Annotated in this window: 26 protein-coding genes; 4 read left to right on the forward strand and 22 right to left on the reverse strand. The window is 34.1% G+C overall.

The window, feature by feature from the left end; all coding sequences use genetic code 11:
- Window positions 1-2: 2 nt before the first annotated feature.
- The 4 genes from CSUIS19073_RS04090 (at window position 3) to CSUIS19073_RS04105 (ending at window position 3,493) form a co-directional block, all read left to right on the forward strand.
- Complete coding sequence (locus tag CSUIS19073_RS04090) at window positions 3-1,040, forward strand: D-alanine--D-alanine ligase (protein ID WP_086236819.1); 1,038 nt, start codon at window positions 3-5, stop codon at window positions 1,038-1,040.
- 101 nt (window positions 1,041-1,141) lie between these two features.
- Window positions 1,142-1,360, forward strand: coding sequence for a prevent-host-death protein (locus tag CSUIS19073_RS04095; RefSeq protein ID WP_086236818.1), 219 nt, complete (start codon window positions 1,142-1,144; stop codon window positions 1,358-1,360).
- Window position 1,361: 1 nt separating this feature from the next.
- Window positions 1,362-2,084 carry an alpha/beta fold hydrolase gene (locus tag CSUIS19073_RS04100; protein WP_086236817.1) on the forward strand — a complete coding sequence of 241 codons (723 nt, stop codon included), beginning with the start codon at window positions 1,362-1,364 and terminating at the stop codon, window positions 2,082-2,084.
- The gene (locus CSUIS19073_RS04105; RefSeq protein ID WP_180379359.1) at window positions 2,081-3,493 is read left to right on the forward strand and encodes a Mur ligase family protein; all 1,413 of its coding nucleotides are present in this window, start codon (window positions 2,081-2,083) and stop codon (window positions 3,491-3,493) included. Before CSUIS19073_RS04100 ends, CSUIS19073_RS04105 begins: the two co-directional genes overlap by 4 nt.
- Before the next feature lie 5 nt (window positions 3,494-3,498).
- Here the strand turns inward: CSUIS19073_RS04105 and CSUIS19073_RS04110 are convergent, their stop codons facing one another.
- The 22 genes from CSUIS19073_RS04110 to CSUIS19073_RS04215 all read right to left on the reverse strand — a co-directional run.
- Window positions 3,499-4,155: a prepilin-type N-terminal cleavage/methylation domain-containing protein gene (locus CSUIS19073_RS04110; protein ID WP_086236816.1), complete on the reverse strand. Its 657-nt coding sequence runs from the start codon at window positions 4,153-4,155 to the stop codon at window positions 3,499-3,501.
- Entirely contained in the window at window positions 4,143-5,327 is a 1,185-nt protein-coding gene (locus tag CSUIS19073_RS04115; protein WP_180379358.1) for a hypothetical protein, read from the reverse strand. The genes CSUIS19073_RS04110 and CSUIS19073_RS04115 overlap by 13 nt, the downstream gene beginning before the upstream one ends.
- Window positions 5,311-6,453 (reverse strand): MFS transporter, encoded by a 1,143-nt coding sequence (locus CSUIS19073_RS04120; protein ID WP_086236815.1) that lies wholly within the window; start codon window positions 6,451-6,453, stop codon window positions 5,311-5,313. Before CSUIS19073_RS04120 ends, CSUIS19073_RS04115 begins: the two co-directional genes overlap by 17 nt.
- A gap of 3 nt (window positions 6,454-6,456) precedes the next feature.
- Window positions 6,457-6,900, reverse strand: a complete 444-nt coding sequence (locus tag CSUIS19073_RS04125) for a phosphoribosyltransferase (protein WP_086236814.1) — start codon at window positions 6,898-6,900, stop codon at window positions 6,457-6,459.
- Window positions 6,901-6,902: 2 nt separating this feature from the next.
- Window positions 6,903-8,225 carry an NCS2 family permease gene (locus CSUIS19073_RS04130; protein ID WP_086236813.1) on the reverse strand — a complete coding sequence of 441 codons (1,323 nt, stop codon included), beginning with the start codon at window positions 8,223-8,225 and terminating at the stop codon, window positions 6,903-6,905.
- Window positions 8,226-8,234: 9 nt separating this feature from the next.
- On the reverse strand, window positions 8,235-9,323 hold the full coding sequence (gene mqnE / locus CSUIS19073_RS04135; RefSeq protein ID WP_236845259.1) for an aminofutalosine synthase MqnE: 1,089 nt from the start codon (window positions 9,321-9,323) through the stop codon (window positions 8,235-8,237).
- 72 nt (window positions 9,324-9,395) lie between these two features.
- Window positions 9,396-11,213 (reverse strand): peptidoglycan D,D-transpeptidase FtsI family protein, encoded by a 1,818-nt coding sequence (locus tag CSUIS19073_RS04140; RefSeq protein ID WP_086236811.1) that lies wholly within the window; start codon window positions 11,211-11,213, stop codon window positions 9,396-9,398.
- Window positions 11,213-11,503, reverse strand: coding sequence for a flagellar hook-basal body complex protein FliE (fliE, locus tag CSUIS19073_RS04145; RefSeq protein ID WP_086236810.1), 291 nt, complete (start codon window positions 11,501-11,503; stop codon window positions 11,213-11,215). The genes CSUIS19073_RS04140 and fliE overlap by 1 nt, the downstream gene beginning before the upstream one ends.
- Before the next feature lie 5 nt (window positions 11,504-11,508).
- A complete protein-coding gene (gene flgC / locus CSUIS19073_RS04150) occupies window positions 11,509-12,003 on the reverse strand; it encodes a flagellar basal body rod protein FlgC (RefSeq protein WP_086236809.1) in 495 nt (164 codons plus the stop codon).
- A 10-nt stretch (window positions 12,004-12,013) separates the two neighbouring features.
- Window positions 12,014-12,454: a flagellar basal body rod protein FlgB gene (gene flgB / locus CSUIS19073_RS04155; protein ID WP_086236808.1), complete on the reverse strand. Its 441-nt coding sequence runs from the start codon at window positions 12,452-12,454 to the stop codon at window positions 12,014-12,016.
- 40 nt (window positions 12,455-12,494) lie between these two features.
- The gene (gene aat / locus CSUIS19073_RS04160) at window positions 12,495-13,157 is read right to left on the reverse strand and encodes a leucyl/phenylalanyl-tRNA--protein transferase (protein WP_086242135.1); all 663 of its coding nucleotides are present in this window, start codon (window positions 13,155-13,157) and stop codon (window positions 12,495-12,497) included.
- Window positions 13,154-15,238 carry an AAA family ATPase gene (locus tag CSUIS19073_RS04165; protein WP_086242134.1) on the reverse strand — a complete coding sequence of 695 codons (2,085 nt, stop codon included), beginning with the start codon at window positions 15,236-15,238 and terminating at the stop codon, window positions 13,154-13,156. The genes aat and CSUIS19073_RS04165 overlap by 4 nt, the downstream gene beginning before the upstream one ends.
- The gene (locus CSUIS19073_RS04170) at window positions 15,238-15,537 is read right to left on the reverse strand and encodes an ATP-dependent Clp protease adaptor ClpS (RefSeq protein ID WP_086236805.1); all 300 of its coding nucleotides are present in this window, start codon (window positions 15,535-15,537) and stop codon (window positions 15,238-15,240) included. Before CSUIS19073_RS04170 ends, CSUIS19073_RS04165 begins: the two co-directional genes overlap by 1 nt.
- Window positions 15,527-16,135 carry a thioredoxin gene (locus tag CSUIS19073_RS04175; RefSeq protein WP_086236804.1) on the reverse strand — a complete coding sequence of 203 codons (609 nt, stop codon included), beginning with the start codon at window positions 16,133-16,135 and terminating at the stop codon, window positions 15,527-15,529. Before CSUIS19073_RS04175 ends, CSUIS19073_RS04170 begins: the two co-directional genes overlap by 11 nt.
- A gap of 9 nt (window positions 16,136-16,144) precedes the next feature.
- A complete protein-coding gene (gene smpB / locus CSUIS19073_RS04180; RefSeq protein WP_086236803.1) occupies window positions 16,145-16,600 on the reverse strand; it encodes an SsrA-binding protein SmpB in 456 nt (151 codons plus the stop codon).
- A 90-nt stretch (window positions 16,601-16,690) separates the two neighbouring features.
- Window positions 16,691-17,863: a pyridoxal phosphate-dependent aminotransferase gene (locus CSUIS19073_RS04185; RefSeq protein ID WP_086236802.1), complete on the reverse strand. Its 1,173-nt coding sequence runs from the start codon at window positions 17,861-17,863 to the stop codon at window positions 16,691-16,693.
- Window positions 17,864-17,866: 3 nt separating this feature from the next.
- Window positions 17,867-18,538, reverse strand: a complete 672-nt coding sequence (cysE, locus tag CSUIS19073_RS04190) for a serine O-acetyltransferase (protein ID WP_086236801.1) — start codon at window positions 18,536-18,538, stop codon at window positions 17,867-17,869.
- 2 nt (window positions 18,539-18,540) lie between these two features.
- Window positions 18,541-20,382, reverse strand: a complete 1,842-nt coding sequence (speA, locus tag CSUIS19073_RS04195; RefSeq protein WP_086236800.1) for a biosynthetic arginine decarboxylase — start codon at window positions 20,380-20,382, stop codon at window positions 18,541-18,543.
- Window positions 20,379-21,608 (reverse strand): histidine--tRNA ligase, encoded by a 1,230-nt coding sequence (hisS, locus tag CSUIS19073_RS04200; protein ID WP_086236799.1) that lies wholly within the window; start codon window positions 21,606-21,608, stop codon window positions 20,379-20,381. Before hisS ends, speA begins: the two co-directional genes overlap by 4 nt.
- Window positions 21,605-22,183 carry a dTMP kinase gene (tmk, locus tag CSUIS19073_RS04205; protein ID WP_086236798.1) on the reverse strand — a complete coding sequence of 193 codons (579 nt, stop codon included), beginning with the start codon at window positions 22,181-22,183 and terminating at the stop codon, window positions 21,605-21,607. The genes hisS and tmk overlap by 4 nt, the downstream gene beginning before the upstream one ends.
- The gene (gene coaD / locus CSUIS19073_RS04210; protein WP_086236797.1) at window positions 22,173-22,652 is read right to left on the reverse strand and encodes a pantetheine-phosphate adenylyltransferase; all 480 of its coding nucleotides are present in this window, start codon (window positions 22,650-22,652) and stop codon (window positions 22,173-22,175) included. The genes tmk and coaD overlap by 11 nt, the downstream gene beginning before the upstream one ends.
- Window positions 22,653-22,660: 8 nt before the next feature.
- Window positions 22,661-22,873: flagella basal body P-ring formation protein FlgA (locus CSUIS19073_RS04215; protein WP_337214381.1), on the reverse strand; the 213-nt coding region annotated here is incomplete at its 5' end.

The raw sequence follows: 22,873 nt of genomic DNA on the forward strand, positions 1-22,873 counted from the left end.
TTATGAATTATGGTATAGTCTTTGGTGGGGCAAGTTGGGAGCATGAGATTAGCATTGTCTCAGCTATAGCTATTAAAAGGGCGTTAAAAGCTAATTTGAAATTTATATTTGTAGATGCTAATAGGGAGTTTTATCTAATCGAGCCTAGCGATATGAGGGCTAATTTTTTCAGCTCTAAAAAGTATAAAAAGTGTAAAAAACTATATTTAAAAGATGGTGGTTTCATCACTCATAATATCTTTGGCGTTAAGAGTATTGGGGTGGATTGTTATATAAATTTAATTCACGGATGCGATGGCGAAGATGGCAAGATAGCTGGGCTATTTGAGTTTTACTCTCTTAAATTTATAGGCCCACGACTTGAGGCTAGTGTGATGAGCTACTCAAAGGTTTTAACTAAATTTTTAGCCTTAAAATGCGGTGTTAAAACGCTTAAATACGAGGTGATAACTAAAGATCAAAAGCCAAATTTAAGCTTGCCATATATCCTAAAGCCTTCGCACCTTGGAAGTAGCATTGGGGTAAGCGTGGTATCTAGCCAAAAAGAGCTAGATTATGCTTTGGATGTGGGGTTTGAGTTTGATAAAGAGATTTTGGTTGAGCCATTTATAGATTGTGTTAGAGAGTTTAATTTAGCTGGATTTATGAGTGATAATGGGCTTGAGCTATCTATAATCGAAGAGCCAAAAAAGGATAAAATGCTAGATTTTAATCAAAAATATATGAGTTTTTCAAGTTCAAATTCACAAGAAGCTGATATTAGCGATAAGATTAAAGATAAGATTAAAGAGGCATTTAATAGGATTTATATCGGTGGTGGCTTTGATGGGGCGATCATTAGATGCGATTTTTTTGTTATTGATGATGAGGTCTATCTAAATGAGATAAATCCAAATCCAGGTAGCTTAGCAAACTATCTATTTAGCGACTTTACAAGCTCTATAAATCGCTTAGCAAATAGTGTAAAAATAGAGAGAAAAATCCCAGTTGATTATAAATATATCAACTCAATTACAAGCAATAAGGGTAAATTAGCCTAAATTTAAATGGCCTTTTGGCTATTTAAATTTGCCTTAATTCATCGCTATTAAAGTTAGTTTTATGTATAATTTTACATAAAACCATGCATCAAGGAATATAGATGGCAAAATTTAGCAAAGATGAGATCTATACTGCTACACAGGTTGTAAGAAATTTTAGCTCGATTTTGAGCGATATTTCACAAGCTAAGATGAAGCGTGCATTTATACTAAAAAATAATCGCTTTGAAGCTGTGCTTTTAAATATGGATGAGTATGAGAGATTAAGCGAAGCTGTAACCTTGCTAGAAGCGATTTATAATAAGAAAAAAGAGAGCTAAGATGGCGGTAAAACAGATAGAGTATAATGGATTAAAGTATGAATTAAGCTATGAAATTTCAGGGCAAAATAGCGGTCAAAATATCCTAATCCTACACGGCTGGGGAGCAAATAAGGAGCTGATGAAAAGGGCATTTAGTAGATATTTTGATGATTATAATTGTGTATATTTAGATCTCCCTGGATTTGGGCTTAGTAGCCATTTAGAAGTAGCGCTTAATAGTCGTGATTATGCTAATATTGTAAGTAAATTTAGTAGTATGCTAGGATTTGAGTTTGATGCTATTATGGGGCATAGCTTTGGTGGGAAGGTAGCTACACTTTTAGAGCCAAAAAATTTAATCTTGCTTAGTAGTGCTGGGATAATCCATAAAAAGCGTCTTAGTGTTCGATTTAAGATAGCTATTTTTAAGCTTTTAAAGCGTTTTGGATTTAGTAGATTTTGGAGATTTTTTGCTACTAAAGATGTGAATAATATGAGTAAGATTATGTATGAGACGCTAAAGAGCGTTGTAGATGAGGATTTTAGCTCCATTTTTGCTAATCTTAACTCAAATTCTCTTATATTTTGGGGGATTAGCGATGATGCGACGCCACTTAGTAGTGGGAAAAAGATTGCTAGTTTGATTAAAAATAGCAAATTTTACCCACTTGAAGGCGATCACTTTTTTTTCTTAAATAATGCTAAATTTATATCTCAAACCATATCTAAGGAGCTAAAGTGAGTATATTCTTGGTGCTGGCTAAATTTATCTTTGTTATGACTCTTGGATACTATTTTATTAGTGCGTTTCAGTGGTTTAATTATAAGATTAAAAGGGTGATTTTTCACTATACTAAGCCGATGTGGCATATATATTTTATCATTTTACCGCTATTTTTGATAGCTATTTTTGATAATTTTATATATCAAATTTCAATTACTATTTTATATTTGATAGCTACTATTTTTTGGGCTTATAAGCTAGATAAAAGGGTGGTGATAACTGCTAGGGTGAAGAGATTTTTTGCTTTTTTGGTGGTTGGATTTGGGCTTTTTAGCTTTTGTCCTTATAGTGGGAATTGGCTTTTTCATACGATTTTTAGCTTGATTTTTGCCATTTTATTTAGCACTCTTAGCGAAAAAATAGTAGCTATTTGGTATAAAAATCAAGCCATCTCAAAGCTAAAATCTATGCCAAATTTAAAAATTATCTTAGTGACAGCTAGTTTTGGCAAGACTAGTATTAAGAATTTTATCTATGATATCGCTAATGGGGAGCTTAAAACTCATAAGACCCCACGAAGCGTAAATACTTTGCTTGGGATCATTCGTGATATTAATGATAATTTAAGCAGTGATGTGGAGCTTTATATAGTTGAAGCTGGGGCTAGACTTAGTGGCGATATAGATGAGATTGCTAAATTTATAAATCCGCAGATTGTGGTTATAGGGCAGATTGGTGGGGCGCATTTAGAGTATTTTGGCTCACTTGATAGGGTAAGGGCTGTAAAGTTAGAGGCGTTAAACTCAAATAGACTTAAGACTTGTATAGCTCACAGCTCTACAAATTTAAAAGATAAAGCCATAATCTACGATGAGCTAGTAAGTGGGGTTAGAAGCACCCTTGATGGGGTTTGGTTTGATATGAGCTTAGATGGGGTAAAAAGGCATTTTAGTGCGAATTTGCTTGGTGAGTTTAATAGCTATAATCTTGCCGCTGCGATTTTGGCTTGTAAGGCTGCTGGGGTTAAAAATATAAATTTAGATAGCATAAAAAGCGTAGAGCATAGACTTCAAAGGATTGATGCTAATGGCAAGGTAATTATCGATGATAGCTTTAATGGAAATTTAAATGGTATGTTAGCTAGTTATAAGCTTGTAAGTGAGTTTAAAGGAAGAAAAATTATATTAACGCCAGGTATTATAGAGGGTGGAAGTGGCGTAAATATCGAGCTTTCAAAGGCTATAGATGATGTTTTTGATATTTTGGTAATTACAAGTGCTTTAAATGAAAATGAGCTAACAAAGTATATTAAAAAAGCTAAGATTGTAAGATTATTTGATAAGTCTAAAATGGGTGAGTTTTTATCATCAAATACTATGAGTGGGGATTTAATCTTATTTAGTAATGATGCTCCGAGCTTTGTATAATGGGGTTAATTGCAATTTTTTTGCGGATCTGCTATGCTTATTAGAGCAGTGATTGGGGCGATATTTATATGGATGCACTCGCCATTTTTATGGGTTAGGCGGATTTTACAAGTGGAGGTGATTAAATTTTGAGTGGAGTTAGAGCTACTTTTTGGATTGCCTTTATATGGTCTTCCAAGATTATCAAAGCTAATTCTAGTTGAATTATAGTAGCTACACCCATCTAAAAGCTCCACATTAGATATATTAAATTTACTCATCAAATCTAGCTCATCAGTTGGGTTTATACTACTTATCCCAGCGTGTGAGATGGCTAGAACCTTGGTTGGATTTAGCGGATTTTTGGCTACTTCATAGCCATCTGGACTTCCGCTATATTTGCCACTATCGCTAAATACAGCATAGTGTAAGACGCTTTTTTTATCGATTGTTTTTATAAAGTATATTTGCCACCTGCCTTTAAACCAATCTTTATCATCTGGATTAAATTTATCATCTATCAAAGCTAGATATTGAGTATATCTAAGATGAAACGCTACTTGATTTACAGCTCTTAATAGCTCATCATTTTTGAAATTTATAGTTGTGATGGATATAAATATACCAATTATTATCATAACAATTATAAGCTCAAGAATACTAAAAGCTTTTATTTTTTGCATAGGTAGAATGTGGCGATGGTTTTATTAAATTTAGATATTTTAATATTTTTACAAGATTTTTGATATTTTTGGCTTAATTTATACTCTTTGCCATTTTCAATACCATAAAATTTAAGCCGAAGTGATAGGATTGAATTTGTGCTAACGCTCGTTATACCCATCTTTTTTAGCTCATTTGCTAACTCTTTTACAATATCATATTTATAGGCAAAGTGATTGCTTGGTTTATCCAAAAATAGATATAGATATTGATGAAATATTATAGTTAGGCTATTTATAGCTAAGGTAGCTAGGACTACTATAGTTGCTATTTTGTGTGTTGTTCTAAATTGTGGAAGTCTTGAGCGATATGAAGCAAAAAATGTCCGTACCATAACAGGCACGAAAATCACACAAAATGGCAAGAATATCTCCAATTCCACCCTTTGTCTCATAGAGATTAGCATACACACACCAATGGCAGTCGTGCTAATAAACCATAAAAAACTCTTATTTTCTTTAATAGCGATTCTATATAAAGTGTATATAAAATATATAAAAAGTAAAGGAGAAAAAACCGCAGCAAATACCGCCATAGAATCTAAAAAATACCCCCGTGGCTTGCCACTAGCATCAAAGCCATTTAGATAATACCAAGCGATACAAAATATTACCCCAAGGATTGCCATTTTTTTATCTCTATTAAATACTCCAAATAGCATAATAGCAAGATATAAGGCGATAAATGGCTCACTAAATAGCAAGGTTATGGCTAGAGTTAGGCTCATTAGAATTCTCTTAGAGTGTTGCTCTAGAAGGATTATGATGAGTGTAAGAAATATAGCAATGCTCTCTTGGTTGATGATAAGAGCGCTTACTAATACCCCAGGCAAAAACATATATAAAATAGCAGCTATCACGCAATCACTTTGTCGTTTTAAAATCTTTAAAGAGATGGCGTAGATAAGGAGTGAATTGGCTATATGTAAGGTTAAAAACATTGCCCTAAGCATAGTCTCATTGCTATTAAAAATAGAGCTAATATAGCGTAGTATTGCTCCTAAATTTGAGTTACTATAGTAAATTTGAGCCTCATAATAGCTAATGCTTAATCCACTTAGACTAAAAATTAAAAGAGATAGGTTTAAAATGAGTGCTCCAAAGAGCCAATATATATTAATTTTTAATATCACGAATCACCATTATAAATATCAACGAAATCAAGCTAACACCACTAATAAACCACAATAACGCACTCCAACCAAAAGGCATATAGATAAACCCAGGCACAAAACTACCAAGCGCACCGCCAAAATAGTAAAAGCTCACATATAATCCATTTGAAATTCCCTTATGAGATGTTGCCATTTTGTTTATAAAGCCACTAGCAATTGAGTGAGATATAAAGTTACCAAGGCAAAATATCACCATCGCTACAAAAATCCACTCAAAGCTATCTACTCTAAAAATCTGAATAGCGATGATTAGTATGATTATTCCAGCGGTTATAGCCTTGATTGAGCCGCCAAAAAAGGCTACTATTTTTTTAGTATTAAATGCCACCAATACGCCAACTAAATAGCCTATATAGAGCATTCCAGCCTTTGATGAGCTATACTCATTATCTATTTTAGCTAGCTCAAATGGAATGAAATTTAGCATTGCTTGAAATGTAAAAAATATCCCAAAAATCATTAAAAATATATATAGATTGTGTTTAGTTTTTAGCGTGTGGATTATATCTATTAGGCGTGGTTTGAGATAACTAGCTTTAATATTTTGGCTAAATTTAAGCAAAAGCATTGAAGCGATTATGGCTACACAACCAATTATAAAAAAAAACACCCTCCACCCAAAAATATCAGTAAAAAATCCACTAAGCGCTCTACCCATAAATCCACCAATTATAGTCACTCCAATATACACGCCAATGGCATTTGCGACACTCTCTTTAGATGAAATTTGGCTGATATAGCTCATAATTCCTGTTAGTACCGCAGGGATTAGTAATCCTTGAAATCCACGAATATTTAAAAGCAAAAAATATGAGTGGGTAAAACTAAAGATAATCTCGCTAATTCCAAGAAGTAAAAATGCTATAACCAATATGCTTTTTATCTGAATTTTCTCAAGCAAATAGCCATAAAATATCCCCGCAAACGCTAGTGGAGTCATGATCGCAGTGGTAAATAGAGCAGCCTGGGTCTTAGAGATACCAAGCTGACTTTCAAAGATAGGTCCAATAGGCTGAGTTGCGTATAAGATGCATAGAGTTAGCCCTGTGCAAAAATAATATAGCAAAATCTCAGCTTGTTTCATTGTCTAATCCAAACTCAAATCCCAAAAAAACTCTATCCAATCATCAGCTTCTCTAATACTAAAATTTGGTATTATAAGGGCTTTTGGCTTATAAAATATAGTTGCTATGCAAAGTTGTAAATTTGGATATAGCTTATTAATCTCTTTTTTGATAGCTACCAAAGTCTCGCCACTATCTACAATATCATCAGTGATTAAAACTTTTTTAAATTTGCTTAAATCTGGAATATTGTATATTTCAATAGTATCTAGCTTTTTGGTTTTTTCATAATGAATGGAATTTAAGCTAAAGCAATCTCTAATATCTAGCCCATTTGCTAAAAAATGAGCTAGAGTAAGTCCGCCTCTAGCTATACCTAAGATCGCATCTGGATTAAAATCACTTTTGATTTTTTTAGCTAGTATTTTAACATCTTGCTCAAATGAGCTAAAACTATAATACTTCACCTTTAGCCTCCAATTATGGATTGAAATAGATCTGGCATAGAGCTAGCAGCAAAGGCAAATAGACTAATCACAGCTAGAGTAATCACGCCTAAATTTAGATCTTCCCATCTTCTTAATGCTAGTTTGACAATAAAATATGAGATAAATCCAACGCTTAATCCAATGGTAATAGAGTAGGTAAGTGGCATTAAAATTACGGTTAAAAATGTAGATACGCAAATAGCTGGGTCTTTATAATTTATCTTGCCAAGTTCGCTAAACATCAAAATCCCCACCATCACAAGCACTGGATATATCGCATTAGCAGGAATGGCACCAAATAGCGGCAAGAAAAATAGGGTAAATATAAAGAAAATTCCGATAAATACAGCCGTAAGCCCGGTTCTACCACCAGCTTCTACCCCACTTGCGCTCTCAGCAAATGCAGTTACAGTGCTAGTTCCTATAGTGGCTCCAGCCATACTAGCAATAGCATCACTTTCTAAATTTCTAGCTAGTTTTTTCTCTCCTTCAGAGCTACTAAATAGATTGGCTCTATTTCCAACCCCAGTAAGAGTGCCAATGCTATCAAATAGATGAGTTACAAATAGGGTTAAAACAGCTGGAAGTAGTGAAATTTGAAGTGCTGAAAATATATCAAGCTCACCAAAAATAGGGGCAATGCTAACTGGCATTGACACTATGCTTTGTGGAATTTCATAAATTCCAAATACCCAAGCAGTTATTGAAGTAATAGCAATAGCTAGCACAAATCCACCACGAATTTTCAAAGCCCAAAATATAATCATAAGTATAACGCCTATTAATCCGATTAAAACCTTAGGATCTGCTACATTGCCTATTGCTACTTTGGTTGCTGGGCTTGAGACTATAAGCCCCATTTGCGATAAGCCAATAAAGCATATAAAAGCACCAATACCAGCACTTATAGCACACCTTAAATCTAGTGGGATATTTTTGATAATCCAAAGGCGAAAATTAGTAAAACTTAAAATAGTAAATACCGCAGAGCTAATAAATATAGCCCCAAGTGCGGTTTGCCATGGAATTTGCATACCAATTACCATACTATAGGTAAAATAGGCATTTAACCCCATTCCAGTGCTTAGTGCTACAGGGGTGTTAGCCCATAATCCATTAAAAATCGTTGCGATAATGGTAATGAGCGCCGTAGCTACTAATAAAGCATCTTTTGGCATACCAGCATCACTTAGTATCAAAGCATTAACGGGGACAATGTATAACATAGCCAAAAATGTCGTAAGAGCCGCATTTAACTCAGTTTTTATGGTTGTGCCATTTTGTTTTAGTTTAAATATATCCATAAGATTTTCCTAATTGTATGTTTTAAGTTCATTATATAGACTATCTCTTTCTACGGGTATAAAACCGCTTGTTTGGATAAGTTCTATAAATTCTTTTTGACTTTTGCCATTTTTGCTAGCTGCTCCAGCGCTACTTTGAATACTTTCATTTTCTATAGTGCCATCTAAATCATCAGCACCAAATTCTTGTGCTATTAGAGCTAAATTCAAAGTAGAAGTGGCCCAATAAGCCTTAATATGGTTGATATTATCAAGTAAAATTCTGCTAATTGCCATTGTCTTTAATATCTCAACCGAGCCTAAAAATGGGATATTTTTAAGATAATTATTATCTCTTTGATAGACTAGCGGGATAAAAGCGTTAAAGCCGCCACCATTATTTAACGCAAGTGAGCGATCTTGCAGTGAGCGAATTCTAAGAATATGATCTATCCTATGCTCTTTACTCTCTATATGACCAAAGAGCATTGTAGCATTGCTTTGGCGACCTTTTTGGTGCCAAAGGGAGTGGATTTTAAGCCAGTTATCGCTACTTACTTTGCCTTTACAAATCTCAGATCTAATCCCTTCATCAAAGATCTCAGCCCCACCTCCTGGCATACTATCTACTCCATACTCAATCATCTTTTCTATCACTTCTTCATAGCTTAGATTATGCTTTCTATGGAGATAATCCACTTCAGCTGCCGTGAGTGCTTTTATATGTAAATTTGGATATTTATCTTTTATCATTTTAAATATCTCTAAATACCATTGCCACGATACATTTGGATTGTGAGCTGAGACTATGTGTATCTCTTTTGCTCCATTTAAGACGCTTCTATCCACTGCTTGTATAATCTGCTCATAGCTCATTGTATAGCTCTTCTCAGCATTTTGACGATGAGATGAGAAGGCACAGAATTTACACACATCAGCACATAAATTTGTCGGATTTATATGGCGATTGATATTAAAATATACCTTTTTACCATTTTTTGTCTCTCGTATTTTGTTGGCATATTTACCAAGAGTAAATAGCTCCAAATCATAAAGCTTAATAGCATCGTCAAATTCTAATCTTTGGTTATTTTCTAATTTTTCTATTAAATTCATAATCAACTCTACTTAAAAAATGAAACTCAAATTATATGCTAAAGTGACTTAAAAAGCTTTTATTTATGGTAAATTTTAGTCTAATATCACATTTGTCTCTTTGCTTTTTGTATTCTTTATCTCCACTTTAGCTGGTGTTAAATAACCATTTTCTACCATTAATTCAACTGTGGAGCGAAATATTGGCAATGCACTCCATGATGCGTAATAGTATGGATATGGTCTCATAGGCTCACGCACTAGCACCCCAATGGTATATTCTTTGCCATTAGCATCACGCACAAAGCCAAAGAAATTAGCATTATATCTCTTATCACTATATCCGCCACTTGCTGCTATATGAGCGGTGCCAGTTTTACCACCTATTATAAGACCTGGAATTTGCGTTTTTCTAGCGGTGCCATTTGGACTTTCTACTACTTTTACTAGGATATCTTTCATCTTTTGAGCGCTCTCTTTGGGTAAGACTTGGGTTTGCTCTTGCTCTTTATATTTGTATGCTTTGGAGTCTTTTTCTAGGTGATTTACTATGCGTGGAGTTATCATTATACCATCATTTGTGATGGCGTTATAAGCGGTTAAAAGCTGCATAAATGTAGCTTGAACGCCATAGCCATAGCTTAAAGTGGATTTATATACTTTATTTTTTAATTTTGATATAGATGGCATAATGCCTACTTGCTCGTAGCTTAAATCTATCCCTGTTTTTCTAGAAAAACCAAAATCCAAAAGTCCATTATATAGCTCAAATTCATTTAATCTATCTACGATTTGTATCATACCGACATTAGAAGATTCTACTATAATATCTTGAGCGCTTAGCTTATCATTTTTATGACTATCAGTGATAACTCTTTTGCCTAGTTTATACTTACCGCCATATACATCTATTATCTCTAATGGATCTATTTTACCAGCTTTTAAGAGTAGGGCAAATATAAATGGCTTCATAACAGAGCCCATCTCATATGCATATTCGCTTGCGGTTGAATTTAGTGCTTGGTAATCTTTTTTAGTTATATTTGATGGGTTGTATCTTGAGGTGGATACTAGAGATATTATAGCTCCAGTTTTAGCATCCATCACCCCTATAATTACCTCTTTTGCTATTAGCTCATTCATTTTTGCAGTTGCCATTTTTTCTAAGATTTTTTGGAGTTTTAAAGGGATATTTAGCACGACATTATAGCCATCAATGCGGCGTGAGAGCTCTGCGTCTTTGCTTAATATAATTGTATTTGCTAAATCCCTTGGCCCTTTGGTTAGCTCATCTTGAGTAGAAGAGAGTAGGTTGTCATATATTTTTTCAATACCTTTTACCCCTTCAACCTTGGTAATCCCATCAATCTCTATCTTTTTTATATAGCCAATAGTTGGAGTTAGAGCATCACTTGCCATATATAGCCTTTTCTCTCCGCTTTCTACTATACTCATTCCTTGAGTGGAGACTATACCTGTTTTTGGATCTTGATAGGCTATAAAAACTTTGCTTCTATATAGCTTTCTAGCTAACTCTTTTAGATATGCAGCACCCTTAGCGTCAATCTCATATGAGAGGGTAACTAACCCCTTTTTGGCTAAGATTTTTCGAATTTTTTTAGGATCATCGCCACTATATAGAGTATATAGCTTTATAAATAGCTCTTTTTTATTTGGATCGATATTTCTAGTATCAACCATAGCTTTAAATAGCTTTTGGCTACTTGCTAGGTTAAATCCATCTTGGCTTAAGATAGATCCACGCATTGCACTTGTGTAGTCGCTACTTTGGAGTTTTGGAAGTCTTCTTTCTATACTGGAGCGATAAAATATAACCGTTAAAAATATAAAAATACCAAGTATTATTAATACAAATACTATATAAACCTTACTTTGGCTACTATTTTGATTCATTATAGCTGTGTTCTTGCTATCTCTTTATATGCACTTATAGCTTTATTTCTAACCTCTAGCATTAATTTCATACTAGTCTCTGCTTTGCCGATTGCTATTGCTGCTTGGTGGAGATCCTTTACCTCTCCTGTGGCTAGATCAGCTACAGCTTTATCAGCTTTTTGCTGGACATCATTTAACTCGCCTAGAGTTTTATTTAATATATCAGAAAAGCTTTGGTCTGTTAAATTTGTATTTTTACTATTTTTTTGCTCTATTTGGTTTAAATTTGATATGTTATTAATATTCATCTAAATTATCCTTTCATCATATCAATTGCACTTGTTGCGATTGCTTTTGCGCTTTGGAATGCCGATACATTAGCTTGATATGCTCTTGTGGCTTCTATTAAATCTGCCATCTCAATTACTGGATTTATATTTGGTAGCATTACATAGCCCTTATCATTAGCATCTGGGTGAGTAGGGTCAAATTTTATTTTAAAATCCTTATCATCACGGACAATCTTATCTACTATCACAGTTGAGATGGCAGGTTTTGGAAATCTTGGTGCGTCTATATCATCTAATGGATTTTCGTTTTCTAAAAAATCATTTTTAGCATTTATTTGATTATTTAACTCTTTGTCAAATTCAATCTCTTTAAATACAACTTCTTTGCGACGATATGGACCACCTTCAGCTGTTCTTGTGGTGTGAGCGTTAGCGATATTTGAGCTAATTACGCTCATTCTAAATCGTTGAGCACTAAGACCATATCCGCTAATATCAAAATCACTTAAATATGCCATCACTTATCCTTTAGATTTTTGAGCTTGCGTCTATCACGCTTTTAAATATATCGCCATGTTTTTTACTAGCTGAATCTAGAGCTTGAATCATTAAAACATTCTTACTCATTTCGCTTGTTTCAATATCCAAATCCACGGTATTAGCGTCATTTCTAGCCATATGGCCATCTCTTAGATATATGGTTGGTATCTTTGATGATGGAAAATCAATAGCCTCAAAATGTTTATCATTTGTCCTAGCTAACTCTAGCTTTGGCTCGTTTGCGCCTAGCTTATAGATCTCTTTTCTTTTTTCTATCAAAGCAGTTTCAAAATCAATATCTTTGGCTTTATAAAATGGAGTATCGATGTTTGCGATATTACTGGCGATTAGTTGGTTGCGAGTAACCCTACTACTAAGAGCAGAATCAACTAGTTGCTTTGATTTGCTAGTGCTAAAACCTGCATACATCTGATATCCTTTTAAATTTATTAGGCTGATTAAGCAAAATTTATTCCAAATTTGGCTCTAAATCACTAAATTTCTCAAATCCACTAGGTTGATTTGACTTAATATTTAAAATAGCCAAAAACTCATCTCTAGATATATTCTTTGCTCCTAAAAACTCAAGATGAGGATTCATAACCTGTGCATCAATGATAAAATCATACTTTGATAAAGTTTTAGCTAGAGTTACCAAGGCAACTTTAGAGGCATTTTTGCCCTTGCTTATCATGCTCTCACCGCAAAAAACCTTACCAAATATCAACCCATAAAGCCCACCAATAAGCTCATCTTTATAATAGACCTCCACGCTGTGAGCATAGCCAAGATCGTGCATTTGGATATAGCTATCTACGACATTTTGGTCTATCCAAGTTGGCTCTTTAGACTCTCTTTGTATTTTGCAAAAATTTATAAAATTTGCAAAATTATAATCAAATTTAACTCTATAATCCCTTAAAAACGCTCTTAAACTCTTTTGAATTTTAACATTTTGCGGGTAGAATATCGCACGAGGATCGGGGCTATGCCAAAATATCGCTCCATCACAAGGCCAAGGGAATATACCATGCGTATAAGCATCAATTAAAATTTCGCTACTTAGATCGCCACCATAAGCTAGTGGCGTATCTTTTGGTGCTTTAGATGGATCTGGAAAGATGGATTTCATAGGCTATTTTTACTAAATTTAAACTCACCATTATTAAAATCAATGCTAACATCGCCACCATTTTTCAAATCACCAAAAAGAAGCTCTTTTGATAGCTTGAGATTTATATTATCCTTAATGGTGCGTTTGAGATTTCTAGCGCCAAATTCGCTACTATAGCCTAGATTTATAAGCTCATTTATAGCTTTTTTGCTTAGGGAAATTTTAACTTTTTTAGCTGATATTTCTAGCTCTTTTATCTCTTTTTGGACTATTTTTTCAAGCACTTCGTGGCTTAAAGAGTTGAAATTTATAATCTTATCAATTCTGTTTCTAAACTCAGCGGTAAAAAATCCCTTCACAGCTCTATCAGTTTTATCGCTATCACTTTTATTAAAGCCCATAATCGGTGCTTCTTTGGTGCCTAAATTTGAGCTCATTATAATAATTGTGTTTTTAAAATCACTCTTATTTCCGCTCGCATCGCTTAGAGTTGCGTTATCAAAAATTTGTAAAAATATATTTAATAGCTCAGGGTGAGCCTTCTCAATCTCATCAAATAAAATCACGCTATATGGGTGCTTTTTTACCATATTTGTAAGCATACCGCCATTTTCAAATCCTATATATCCAGGAGGTGCCCCAATGAGCTTAGCTACGGCGTGTTTCTCCATATATTCGCTCATATCAAATCGCTCAAAATGGATATTTAAAGCATTTGCTAACTCTTTTGCTAACTCAGTTTTACCAACTCCGCTACTTCCTGTAAATAAAAATACCCCAATAGGTCTATTTGGCTCATTTAGCCCTGCGTATGATGTGATTAAAGCGTCATTTAGGCTCTTTATAGCTAGGTCTTGACCAAATATTTTTTGGCTTAGCGTGGTGGTTAAATTTTTTAAAATTTGAGTGTTATCAGAGTTTGTTTGGATATTAGATAGATTTGCCATTTTAGAGACAATCTCATTTATTTTGGCTTTTGTTACGCTTTTTTTATGCTCAATATTTGTAGCGGCTCCAGCCTCATCGATTATATCTATAGCACTATCTGGCAGGAATTTATCACTTAAATATCGTTTAGCCATCTCTATACTTTGAGTTAGAATTTCATCACTATACTTTACGCTATGGAATTTCTCATAAGTTGGCCTTAAGCCTTTTAAAATTTCTAAAGTCTCTTCTTTGCTTGGTTCGGCGACATCTATTTTATTAAATCTACGAAGCAAGGCTCTATCTTTATTAAAATTCCTAAACTCACTATAAGTAGTCGCACCAATACACCTAATATCTCCATTTGCTAGGTGCGGCTTTAGGATATTTGCAGCGTCTTGACCATTGTCATTGCTACCTGTGTTTAGTATTGTGTGAATTTCATCTATAAAAATTATGTGATTTTTATTCTCTTTTAGGCGGTTTATTATCTCTTTTAATCTCTCTTCAAATTCACCCCTATATTTGGCTCCAGCTAAAATAGCAAATATATCTAAGCTAAAAATCACACTATCTTTTAATTTATCTGGGACATTGCCATTTACTATTCTTTGGGCTATTCCTTGGACTATAGCGGTTTTACCAACTCCTGCTTCGCCTACAAAAATTGGGTTATTTTTCTTATGGCGGCATAGGATTTGTAGTGCTTTATCAATCTCTTTATCTCTATTTATTACTGGGTCTATTTGATTATTTTTTACTAATTCATTTAAATTTGTGGCTACAGATAGTAGATCATTGTCTTCTAAATTTAATCCGTGAAATTCAAATAATTGATATATTTGGGAGTTTTTATCAGCTAAAATTTCATCTAAAAATTCCTCTACTCCAAATCTCTCTTCTTCAGTGATATTAGAAAATAGTTCGCTAAGTTTATGAGTGAGTATCGGCGGCTTTTTCTCATTAGATTTTGGCGTATCTTTTAACATATTTATTAGATCATTTCTAAGTGCTACTACATCGCTTATACCGATATTTTCTAAAAGTTTTATAAATTCCTTATCAAATGTCAATGTGTATAAGATATGCTCTGAGCTAATATACTCATGAGATTGAGATATGGCTAGGTCATTGGCTTGTTTTATTGACATTGCTAAATTTTGTTCTATCATTAATCCTCTTTTATAACGCATTTTAGCGGAAAGCCATTTGCTTTAGCAAGGCTTAGCGTTTGATTTTGTTTGGTTTGTGCGATCTCTTTGGTGTAAATTCCACAGACCGCACTTCCGTTTTTATGAATTTGCATCATTAAATTTACAGCTTGGCTTAGCTCTTTATTGAAAATTTCGCAAAGCACCATAACTACAAAATCCATAGTGGTAACGTCATCGTTTAATAAAATCACCTTAAAAAGAGTTGGTTTAAACTCTTTTAGCTTGGTTTTAGTATTAAGCGTTCTTTTAGTTTGCATTTAAAATCTTATCTATATCTTGGCTAATTGTGTTGGTGCTAACCTCTCCTAGGTAGAATTTATTCCCAACTACTGTGCCATCTATATTATCACTTAGACTTTGGTATATTCCATCTTTTAAAACCACTTTAAAAGGGATAGAAAGGGCTCTATTGTAGTTAATATCATTTAGAATTTGATCTACAATTTTGCTATTCTCTTTTGAATTTGCTATGAAATAATAGGCGTTATATTTTTTGCTAAAGTTCTCTAGCACATACTCATCGCTTACATCTTCAAAGTGAATTAGCCCAATTAACATAAATTTATCTGCATTCTTAAGCTGAAAATCCATAAGGTGTGGGGCTTCTTTTTGGCATGGGGCGCAGTATGTACCAAATATATCAAGCATTAGAATTTTATCGCTATCTTTGAGCTTAAATCCATTTTCTGTGCGTATTAGCGTGGCTTTAGTGCCAATTATGCTAGTTAGCTCTATCTCATCTGCGGTTTTATACTGCTCTGATTGGCTTGTTTGAGTATTTGATTCATCTTTACTACACCCATTAAGTAGCAAAAATGCCGTTAGAAATAGGGTTATAAATTTAATATTTTTCATATTTTTCCTTTATATGTATCTTTTTAGGGCTGCTCTAGCTTCTAAATTTGCTTGTTTTTCTTTCAATGCTTCTCTTTTGTCGTGGAGATTTTTACCTTTGGCTAAAGCTATATTAGCTTTTACTATATTTTTATTATTTAAATATAGACTTAAAACCACGATAGTAAGGCCATCGGTGCTGACTTTACCAAGGAGCTTATCGATTTGTTTGCGGTGCATAAGTAGCTTTCTAGGCGCTCTCTCATCAGGGCGAAAGTGTGAGTGAGCGGTTTGGAGATGACTGATGTGAGCATTTAATAAAAACAGCTCACCACGAATTATTCGCACAAAGCTATCTTTTAAATTCGCTCTACCAGCACGAAGTGCCTTAACCTCGCTACCTTGTAACACTATACCAGCTTCAAAGCTCTCAATGATGGTATAATCATGAAATGCTTTTTTATTTTTTGCTAAATCTTTTCCCATTTTAATACTTTTATTATTTATAAGCTTAGGATTATAGCTAAAGATTGTGAATTTAGTTTGAATAAGAGTGCTTTATGGCACTCCTATAGCTTATTTTTTATAATTTTTGACAAATTCAGCAATGCGCTCAATACCGATTTTTAAGCTATCTATATCACACGCAAAGCTAAGTCTAAAGTATCCATCCATACCAAATCCCACTCCAGGCACAGTGGCTACTAAGGCTTTTTCTAATAATTCTTGGCAAAATTTCATTGAGTTAGGCTCGACATTTTTACAATTGATAAATAGATAAAATGCGCCATCAGGGCAGACTACGCTTAGATTTTCTATGCTATTTATAGCACTTACTGCGTAATCTCTACGCTCTATAAATTTACTTTTCATATACTTTATATCATTATCAGCTTTTCCTAAAAGTGCTGGGATAGCACCAGCTTGAACGATACTTGAGATATTGCTCGTACTTTGGCTTTGGAGCTTTCTAAGGGCTTTATTTAGCTCATCAATGCTACTTGCCATATAGCCAAATCTCCAGCCTGGCATTGCGCCACACTTGCTAAGTCCATTTATGGTAATTGTCCTTTTAAACATATCATCGCTAATTGACGCTGAGGCGATGAATTCGCCATTGTAGGTTAATTTTTCATAAATTTCATCACTTATTACTAGGATTTGGCTCCCTTTTAACACTTCGCTAATCTCCTCAAGCTCAGCTTTACTATATACGCCACCACATGGGTTGCTTGGGCTATTTATGACAATTGCTCTAGTTTTTGAGGTTATGGCTGATTTTATCTGATTAGCAGTTAATTTAAATTTATTATCTTCACTAGTTTCTATGATAACTGGAACTCCACCGCAATATTTGACAATTTCAGGATAGCTTACCCAGTATGGAGATGGGATAATAACTTCATCGCCGTGATTTATAATACAAGAAAATAGGTTAAATAAAGAGTGTTTAGCACCCACATTTGTGATTATTTGGCTTGGTTTATAATCTAGATTATTATCTCTTTTTAGTTTTGTAGCAATAGCCTCTAATACCTCAGGTGTGCCAGGAACTGGAGTGTATTTACCACAACCCTTATCTAATGCTGATTTTACCGCATTTTTGATAACTTCAGGTGTATCAAAATCAGGCTCACCAGCACTAAAGCTAATGACATCAAGCCCAGCTGCTTTCATCTCTTTGGCTTTTGAGCTAATTGCTATTGTGATACTTTCGCTTAGGACAGAAATTCTTTGAGATAGTAACATTTTTTACTCCTTGATTGATTTTATATACTCTTGATATTTTTTGTCTAATACTATTTTAGAATCGCCGTGGCATTCAAGATTTTCTACTTTTTTTATGAGATATATTAGCAACTCTTTTGTAATATCAGGTAGTTTATTATGCTCTAATGGGCGAGTGTTGCCACTAACACATTTAGCTGGAATTCCAACGGCTGTAGAGTTAGGTGGGACATCTTTTACTACTACTGAATTAGCACCTATCTTAGAGCCTTTACCAATAGTTATATTGCCTAAAATTTTTGCCCCAGCACCAACTACAACTCCATCTTCTAAAGTAGGGTGCCTTTTGCCTTTATCTAAGCTTACACCACCTAGAGTTACACCTTGATATATTAAGCAATCATCGCCAATTACTGCTGTTTCTCCGATCACAACTCCAGTTGCATGATCGATAAAAACGCGTCTGCCAACCACAGCTGCAGGATGTAGATCAACTCTAGTTAGAAAGTTGCTAATACCAGCTAGTATTCTAGCTAATTTATGCCATTTTTTAACCCATAAAGCATGGATAAATCTATGATTAAACACAGCCCATACACCAGGATAGTTAAATATCAGATCTACGCAACTACGATATGCTGGATCTTGAGATTTTGGTTGCGATAGATCTTCTATTATTGTTTTTAAAATTCCCATTCTTAGCCTATAGTTTTTAAATAGCCATTATCGTTTAAAAATAGATATAACTCACCTAGGATATGTTTTTTTTGTTTCTCATCTACCAAGGTTGAGTTTTCTATCCTTTCATTTAAAGTATCTCTAATGGAGTGTATATCATAATCTAAATCTTCTAATATATCCATAACAGATTGTGATTCTAAGATATTTTTTATCTCATAATTGCCATTTTCATTAAGGATAATTGTAGCTTCAGTCGGATGGGTAAAGAGATTATGCTTCATTCCAAGCACCTCTTGATACGCTCCAACAAGGAAAAATCCTAAGAAATAATCCTCTTTTTCTAAATCCACATCATGTAAAAATAGAGGATTTTTAGTCGCATCAAAGCTGATTTCACCATCGCTATCGCAAGTAATATCCCAAATAGAAGCAGACAAAGTAGGGCGCTCATCAAGCCTATCAAGAGGCATTATAGGGAAGTTTTGCCCAAGTCCCCAAAAATCAGGTAGACTTTGAAACATAGAAAAATTTACTAAGTATCTCTCTTGAACCTCTTCTTGAATTTTTAAAAGCTCAGCGTAATTTTGCTTATTACCTAAAAGCGAGATCGCTTTTTTCATGATTAGATGGACTAAAATTTCGCTATTTGATCTATCTTGAAGATCTACATAACCTAAGTCAAATAGGGTTAAAACGCTCTCCATATGATCTATTGCATCATGAAGATACTCTATAGCGTTGCTTGGTTTTATACTCCTATATAAGTCATATAATTCGCTAATTAAAGGGGGATTATTTTTTTTTAATATCAATTTTTCTTCTGTATATTCTTGGCTAAATAGCTCAAGCACTGGAGCTACCAAGACAGCGTGAGAAGCGGCAATATATCTACCGCTTTCTATAAATATATCTGGCTCTATCTCATTTTTTTGATTTGCTATAGTTTTTAGTAAGAATACAACATCATTTGCATACTCTTTTAGAGTGTAATTTCTACTTGGATTTTCCTTAAATTGCGAATACTCTATAGCCAAACCGCCACCTAAATTTATAGCTTTTAGGGATTTTGCTCCCATTTTACGAAGTTCTGCGTATATGTTTCCAGCTTCTATAAGAGCTTTTTTAAGTGGGTGAATTTCATCAATTTGACTTCCAATATGGAAGTGAATCATTGTAAATTGCTCTATTAGATTATTCTCTTTTAGTAAATTTACCGCTTCAATTAGCTCAGTTGATGTTAATCCAAATTTGGAATTTATCCCACCGCTTTTAGCCCAAACTCCAGTCCCGCTACTATGAAGTCTAATTCTAAGTCCGATATTTGGCTTTGGCTTAAATCTCTCTTTGGCAGTGGAGATTATCGATTTTAGCTCATTTAACCCTTCAATTGTAAGAGTGATATTATGCCCCATTTCAGCAGCGATAAAGCCAATATCGATTAGCTCATTATCCTTAAATCCATTTACGGTAATTGGCGCACCATAGTTATTATACGCCATAGCTAGGAGCAATTCAGCCTTTGAGCCAGCCTCTAAGCCATAGCCATAACTCTGGCCGATTTTAACTAAATTTTCTACAAAGCCTGGATATTGATTGACTTTTAGTGGATATACAGCATTAAAACTTCCACTATATCCAAACTCCTTTTTGGCTCTTTCAAAACTAGAATAGACTTGGACAATTTGCTTTTTTATAAGATGTGGAAATCTAAGGAGTAAAGGCCCTCTATAGCCATCATTTCTAATCTCTTTTACTATATCGATTAATGCTGGTTTTAAGTCGCTATTTAGACAGACCTTACCGCTATCAATTATAAAATTTGAATCACCCCAAAGGCTAAGTCCATAGTCATTTGTCATATTTTGCTCCATAAATCATCTATAGATATTCGTTTTTCACTCTTATCATTTAGATTTTTATACCAAATTTGATTTTGGCTAAACTCATCATTGCCAAGACATAAAAATATCTCAAACCCTCTTTTATCGGCTATATTTAGGTGCTTATTTGGGCTTTTGGCTTCATATGAAATCTCTGTTATATGGTGCTTTCTTAGCTTTTGAGCGATTTTGTAGATTTCATCTATTAAATTTGGATTTAAAGCACATATATAAATCCCTTGACGGCTATTTTGTGGCTCTTTTTGCTTTAAAATTTCCATAATTCTCTCAATTCCCATAGCCCAGCCCACTGCTGCAGTAGGTTTGCCACCTAGATACTCACAAAGTTTATCATATCGCCCACCACCTGCTACAGCACTTTGAGAGCCAATCTCAGCACTTACAAATTCAAAAGCACTTTTGCAGTAGTAATCCAAACCTCTAACTAGCTTAGGGTCAATCTCAAACTCAACCCCATTTGCTCTTAAAATCTCTTGAAGTTTATTAAACTCATCTTGGCAAATTTGATTTAGATTATCTGTGATTAATGGCGCGTTTTTTAGGATATTTTGACAACTATCATTTTTACAATCAAGTATTCTAATAGGATTAGTCTCTAGCCTTCTTAGGCAGTCTTGACATAGATTTTCTTTGTTTATATTTATAAATTTAACCAACTTATCTTTATAAGTTGGCATGCACTCGCCATCGCCTAAAGAGTTGATTTTAAGAGTTGTTTTAATCCCTAGATTATTTAAAATTTCATTTAGCATTAAGATCGCTGAGGCATCTTCATAAACGCTAGCTTCGCCAAAGCACTCTACGCCAAATTGGTGAAATTCCCTCAAACGCCCACGCTGAGGACGCTCATACCTAAACATACTACCATAATAAAAATACTTTCTAATCCCACCAACTCTATCAAATTTACTCTCTATAAAGGCTCTTACCACCCCAGCTGTGCCTTCAGGGCGAAGGCAGACATCATTACCACTTTTATCAATGAATTGATACATCTCCTTACCGACAATATCACTACTTTGTCCTACGCTTCTTTTAAATAGTGTTGTCTCTTCTAGCTTTGGGGTCTCGCAAAATTTATAGCCGTAGTTTTTGACTACACTTTCACAGGTTTGTATTATAAATTTATATAGCTTGCCATCATTTTCAAGCAGATCTTTCATACCACGAAGAGCAGTTATCATATAAATTTCCTTATTTTATCTTGTATAATCTCTGGTGCTAGTGATGCGTCTATCTCTAATACTTCAAATTTTAAATCGGTGAGTATTATACTCATAAATTCTTGAACTCTCATTAAATACTCAATCCCACGACTCTCAATCTCATCGCTACAATCTCTATTAAAGAGTCTTTGGTGGATTAATTCTTTATTTGCTTTTAAAAAGATAAATTTATCCCCAAAGTCCGAGCAAAGGGCAAATTTATTTAGCTCAATTAGGGTTTTAATATCTAGATTATCATCATTTGCCATAGCGTATGCAAGACCTGAGATAAAGCTTCTATCACTTAAGATTAAATTTTTATAATTTGGTTTTATAATCTTCTCATAGTGTTCAGCACGATCTGCTAAAAATAGTAGTATTTCAGCTCTTTGAGATATTTTACTTGCATTGCTCATAAGATACGATCTAATCATCGCTCCAAGCTCTGTCCCACCTGGCTCTTTAGTGATTATGGCATTTGGATAGATCTCTTTTAGCATATTAATCTGCGTTGTTTTACCCGCTCCATCGACCCCTTCAAAACTAATTAACATACTCATCCTTTATTTTTTGATAAACATCTTTTGGTACAAGTAAGCTAATATCCCCTTTATGACTTAAAACAGATCTAACAATAGAGCTTGATATGAAGGCATTTTTAAGACTTGGCATAAAATACACTGTCTCAAATTCGCTCCACAAAGAGGCATTAGCATAGCCAATTTGTAGCTCATATTCAAAGTCACTTACAGCTCTTAATCCCCTTACAACCGTGTTGATATTAAGCGATTTAGCAAAATCAACTAAGAGATTATCAAATCCCATAACCTCTACGCTAGGTAGATCTTTTGTAGCGATTTTGGCTAATTCAACTCTTTGATTGTAGTTAAAATATGGGGTTTTGCTCTCATTTAAAGCAACTGCTACAATAACCTTATCAAATACATTACTAGCACGCTTAATAACATCAAGATGCCCATTTGTAATAGGATCAAAAGTCCCTGGATATATACATGATTTCATTTTTACCTCTACTTGATTATAGCTTGATTTTTATTTATTACTTGTGCTTTTAAAATTTGATTATTTTGATTTCTTACGCTGATAATCTGTCCTATATTGCCATCACTAAGAGCTGTTACTATAATCTCAACTTTTAAAGAACCATCATTGATCACGGCTGTGATTTTATCGCCTTTTCTTACATCGCTTAGGGTTTTGAAGTGGCGGTTAGTTAAAATTTT

It is taken from the genome of Campylobacter sp. RM19073 (genome assembly GCF_024723495.1).
GTDB lineage: Bacteria > Campylobacterota > Campylobacteria > Campylobacterales > Campylobacteraceae > Campylobacter > Campylobacter porcelli.

Excerpts from the sequence above, each read along its gene's own strand:
- aat (WP_086242135.1), bottom strand. The coding sequence starts at position 13,157 with ATGAAATCCATCTTTCCAGATCCATCTAAAGCACCAAAAGATACGCCA.
- hisS (WP_086236799.1), bottom strand. The coding sequence starts at position 21,608 with ATGATAACTGCTCTTCGTGGTATGAAAGATCTGCTTGAAAATGATGGC.
- CSUIS19073_RS04130 (WP_086236813.1), bottom strand. The coding sequence starts at position 8,225 with ATGGATATATTTAAACTAAAACAAAATGGCACAACCATAAAAACTGAG.
- CSUIS19073_RS04100 (WP_086236817.1), top strand. The coding sequence starts at position 1,362 with ATGGCGGTAAAACAGATAGAGTATAATGGATTAAAGTATGAATTAAGC.
- CSUIS19073_RS04185 (WP_086236802.1), bottom strand. The coding sequence starts at position 17,863 with ATGTTACTATCTCAAAGAATTTCTGTCCTAAGCGAAAGTATCACAATA.
- CSUIS19073_RS04090 (WP_086236819.1), top strand. The coding sequence starts at position 3 with ATGAATTATGGTATAGTCTTTGGTGGGGCAAGTTGGGAGCATGAGATT.
- tmk (WP_086236798.1), bottom strand. The coding sequence starts at position 22,183 with ATGTTAATTAGTTTTGAAGGGGTCGATGGAGCGGGTAAAACAACGCAG.
- flgC (WP_086236809.1), bottom strand. The coding sequence starts at position 12,003 with ATGGCATATTTAAGTGATTTTGATATTAGCGGATATGGTCTTAGTGCT.
- CSUIS19073_RS04095 (WP_086236818.1), top strand. The coding sequence starts at position 1,142 with ATGGCAAAATTTAGCAAAGATGAGATCTATACTGCTACACAGGTTGTA.
- coaD (WP_086236797.1), bottom strand. The coding sequence starts at position 22,652 with ATGAAATCATGTATATATCCAGGGACTTTTGATCCTATTACAAATGGG.
- CSUIS19073_RS04110 (WP_086236816.1), bottom strand. The coding sequence starts at position 4,155 with ATGCAAAAAATAAAAGCTTTTAGTATTCTTGAGCTTATAATTGTTATG.
- CSUIS19073_RS04170 (WP_086236805.1), bottom strand. The coding sequence starts at position 15,537 with ATGCAAACTAAAAGAACGCTTAATACTAAAACCAAGCTAAAAGAGTTT.
- flgB (WP_086236808.1), bottom strand. The coding sequence starts at position 12,454 with ATGTATGCAGGTTTTAGCACTAGCAAATCAAAGCAACTAGTTGATTCT.
- cysE (WP_086236801.1), bottom strand. The coding sequence starts at position 18,538 with ATGGGAATTTTAAAAACAATAATAGAAGATCTATCGCAACCAAAATCT.
- CSUIS19073_RS04165 (WP_086242134.1), bottom strand. The coding sequence starts at position 15,238 with ATGATAGAACAAAATTTAGCAATGTCAATAAAACAAGCCAATGACCTA.
- CSUIS19073_RS04140 (WP_086236811.1), bottom strand. The coding sequence starts at position 11,213 with ATGAATCAAAATAGTAGCCAAAGTAAGGTTTATATAGTATTTGTATTA.
- CSUIS19073_RS04120 (WP_086236815.1), bottom strand. The coding sequence starts at position 6,453 with ATGAAACAAGCTGAGATTTTGCTATATTATTTTTGCACAGGGCTAACT.
- CSUIS19073_RS04175 (WP_086236804.1), bottom strand. The coding sequence starts at position 16,135 with ATGAAAAATATTAAATTTATAACCCTATTTCTAACGGCATTTTTGCTA.
- speA (WP_086236800.1), bottom strand. The coding sequence starts at position 20,382 with ATGACAAATGACTATGGACTTAGCCTTTGGGGTGATTCAAATTTTATA.
- fliE (WP_086236810.1), bottom strand. The coding sequence starts at position 11,503 with ATGAATATTAATAACATATCAAATTTAAACCAAATAGAGCAAAAAAAT.
- smpB (WP_086236803.1), bottom strand. The coding sequence starts at position 16,600 with ATGGGAAAAGATTTAGCAAAAAATAAAAAAGCATTTCATGATTATACC.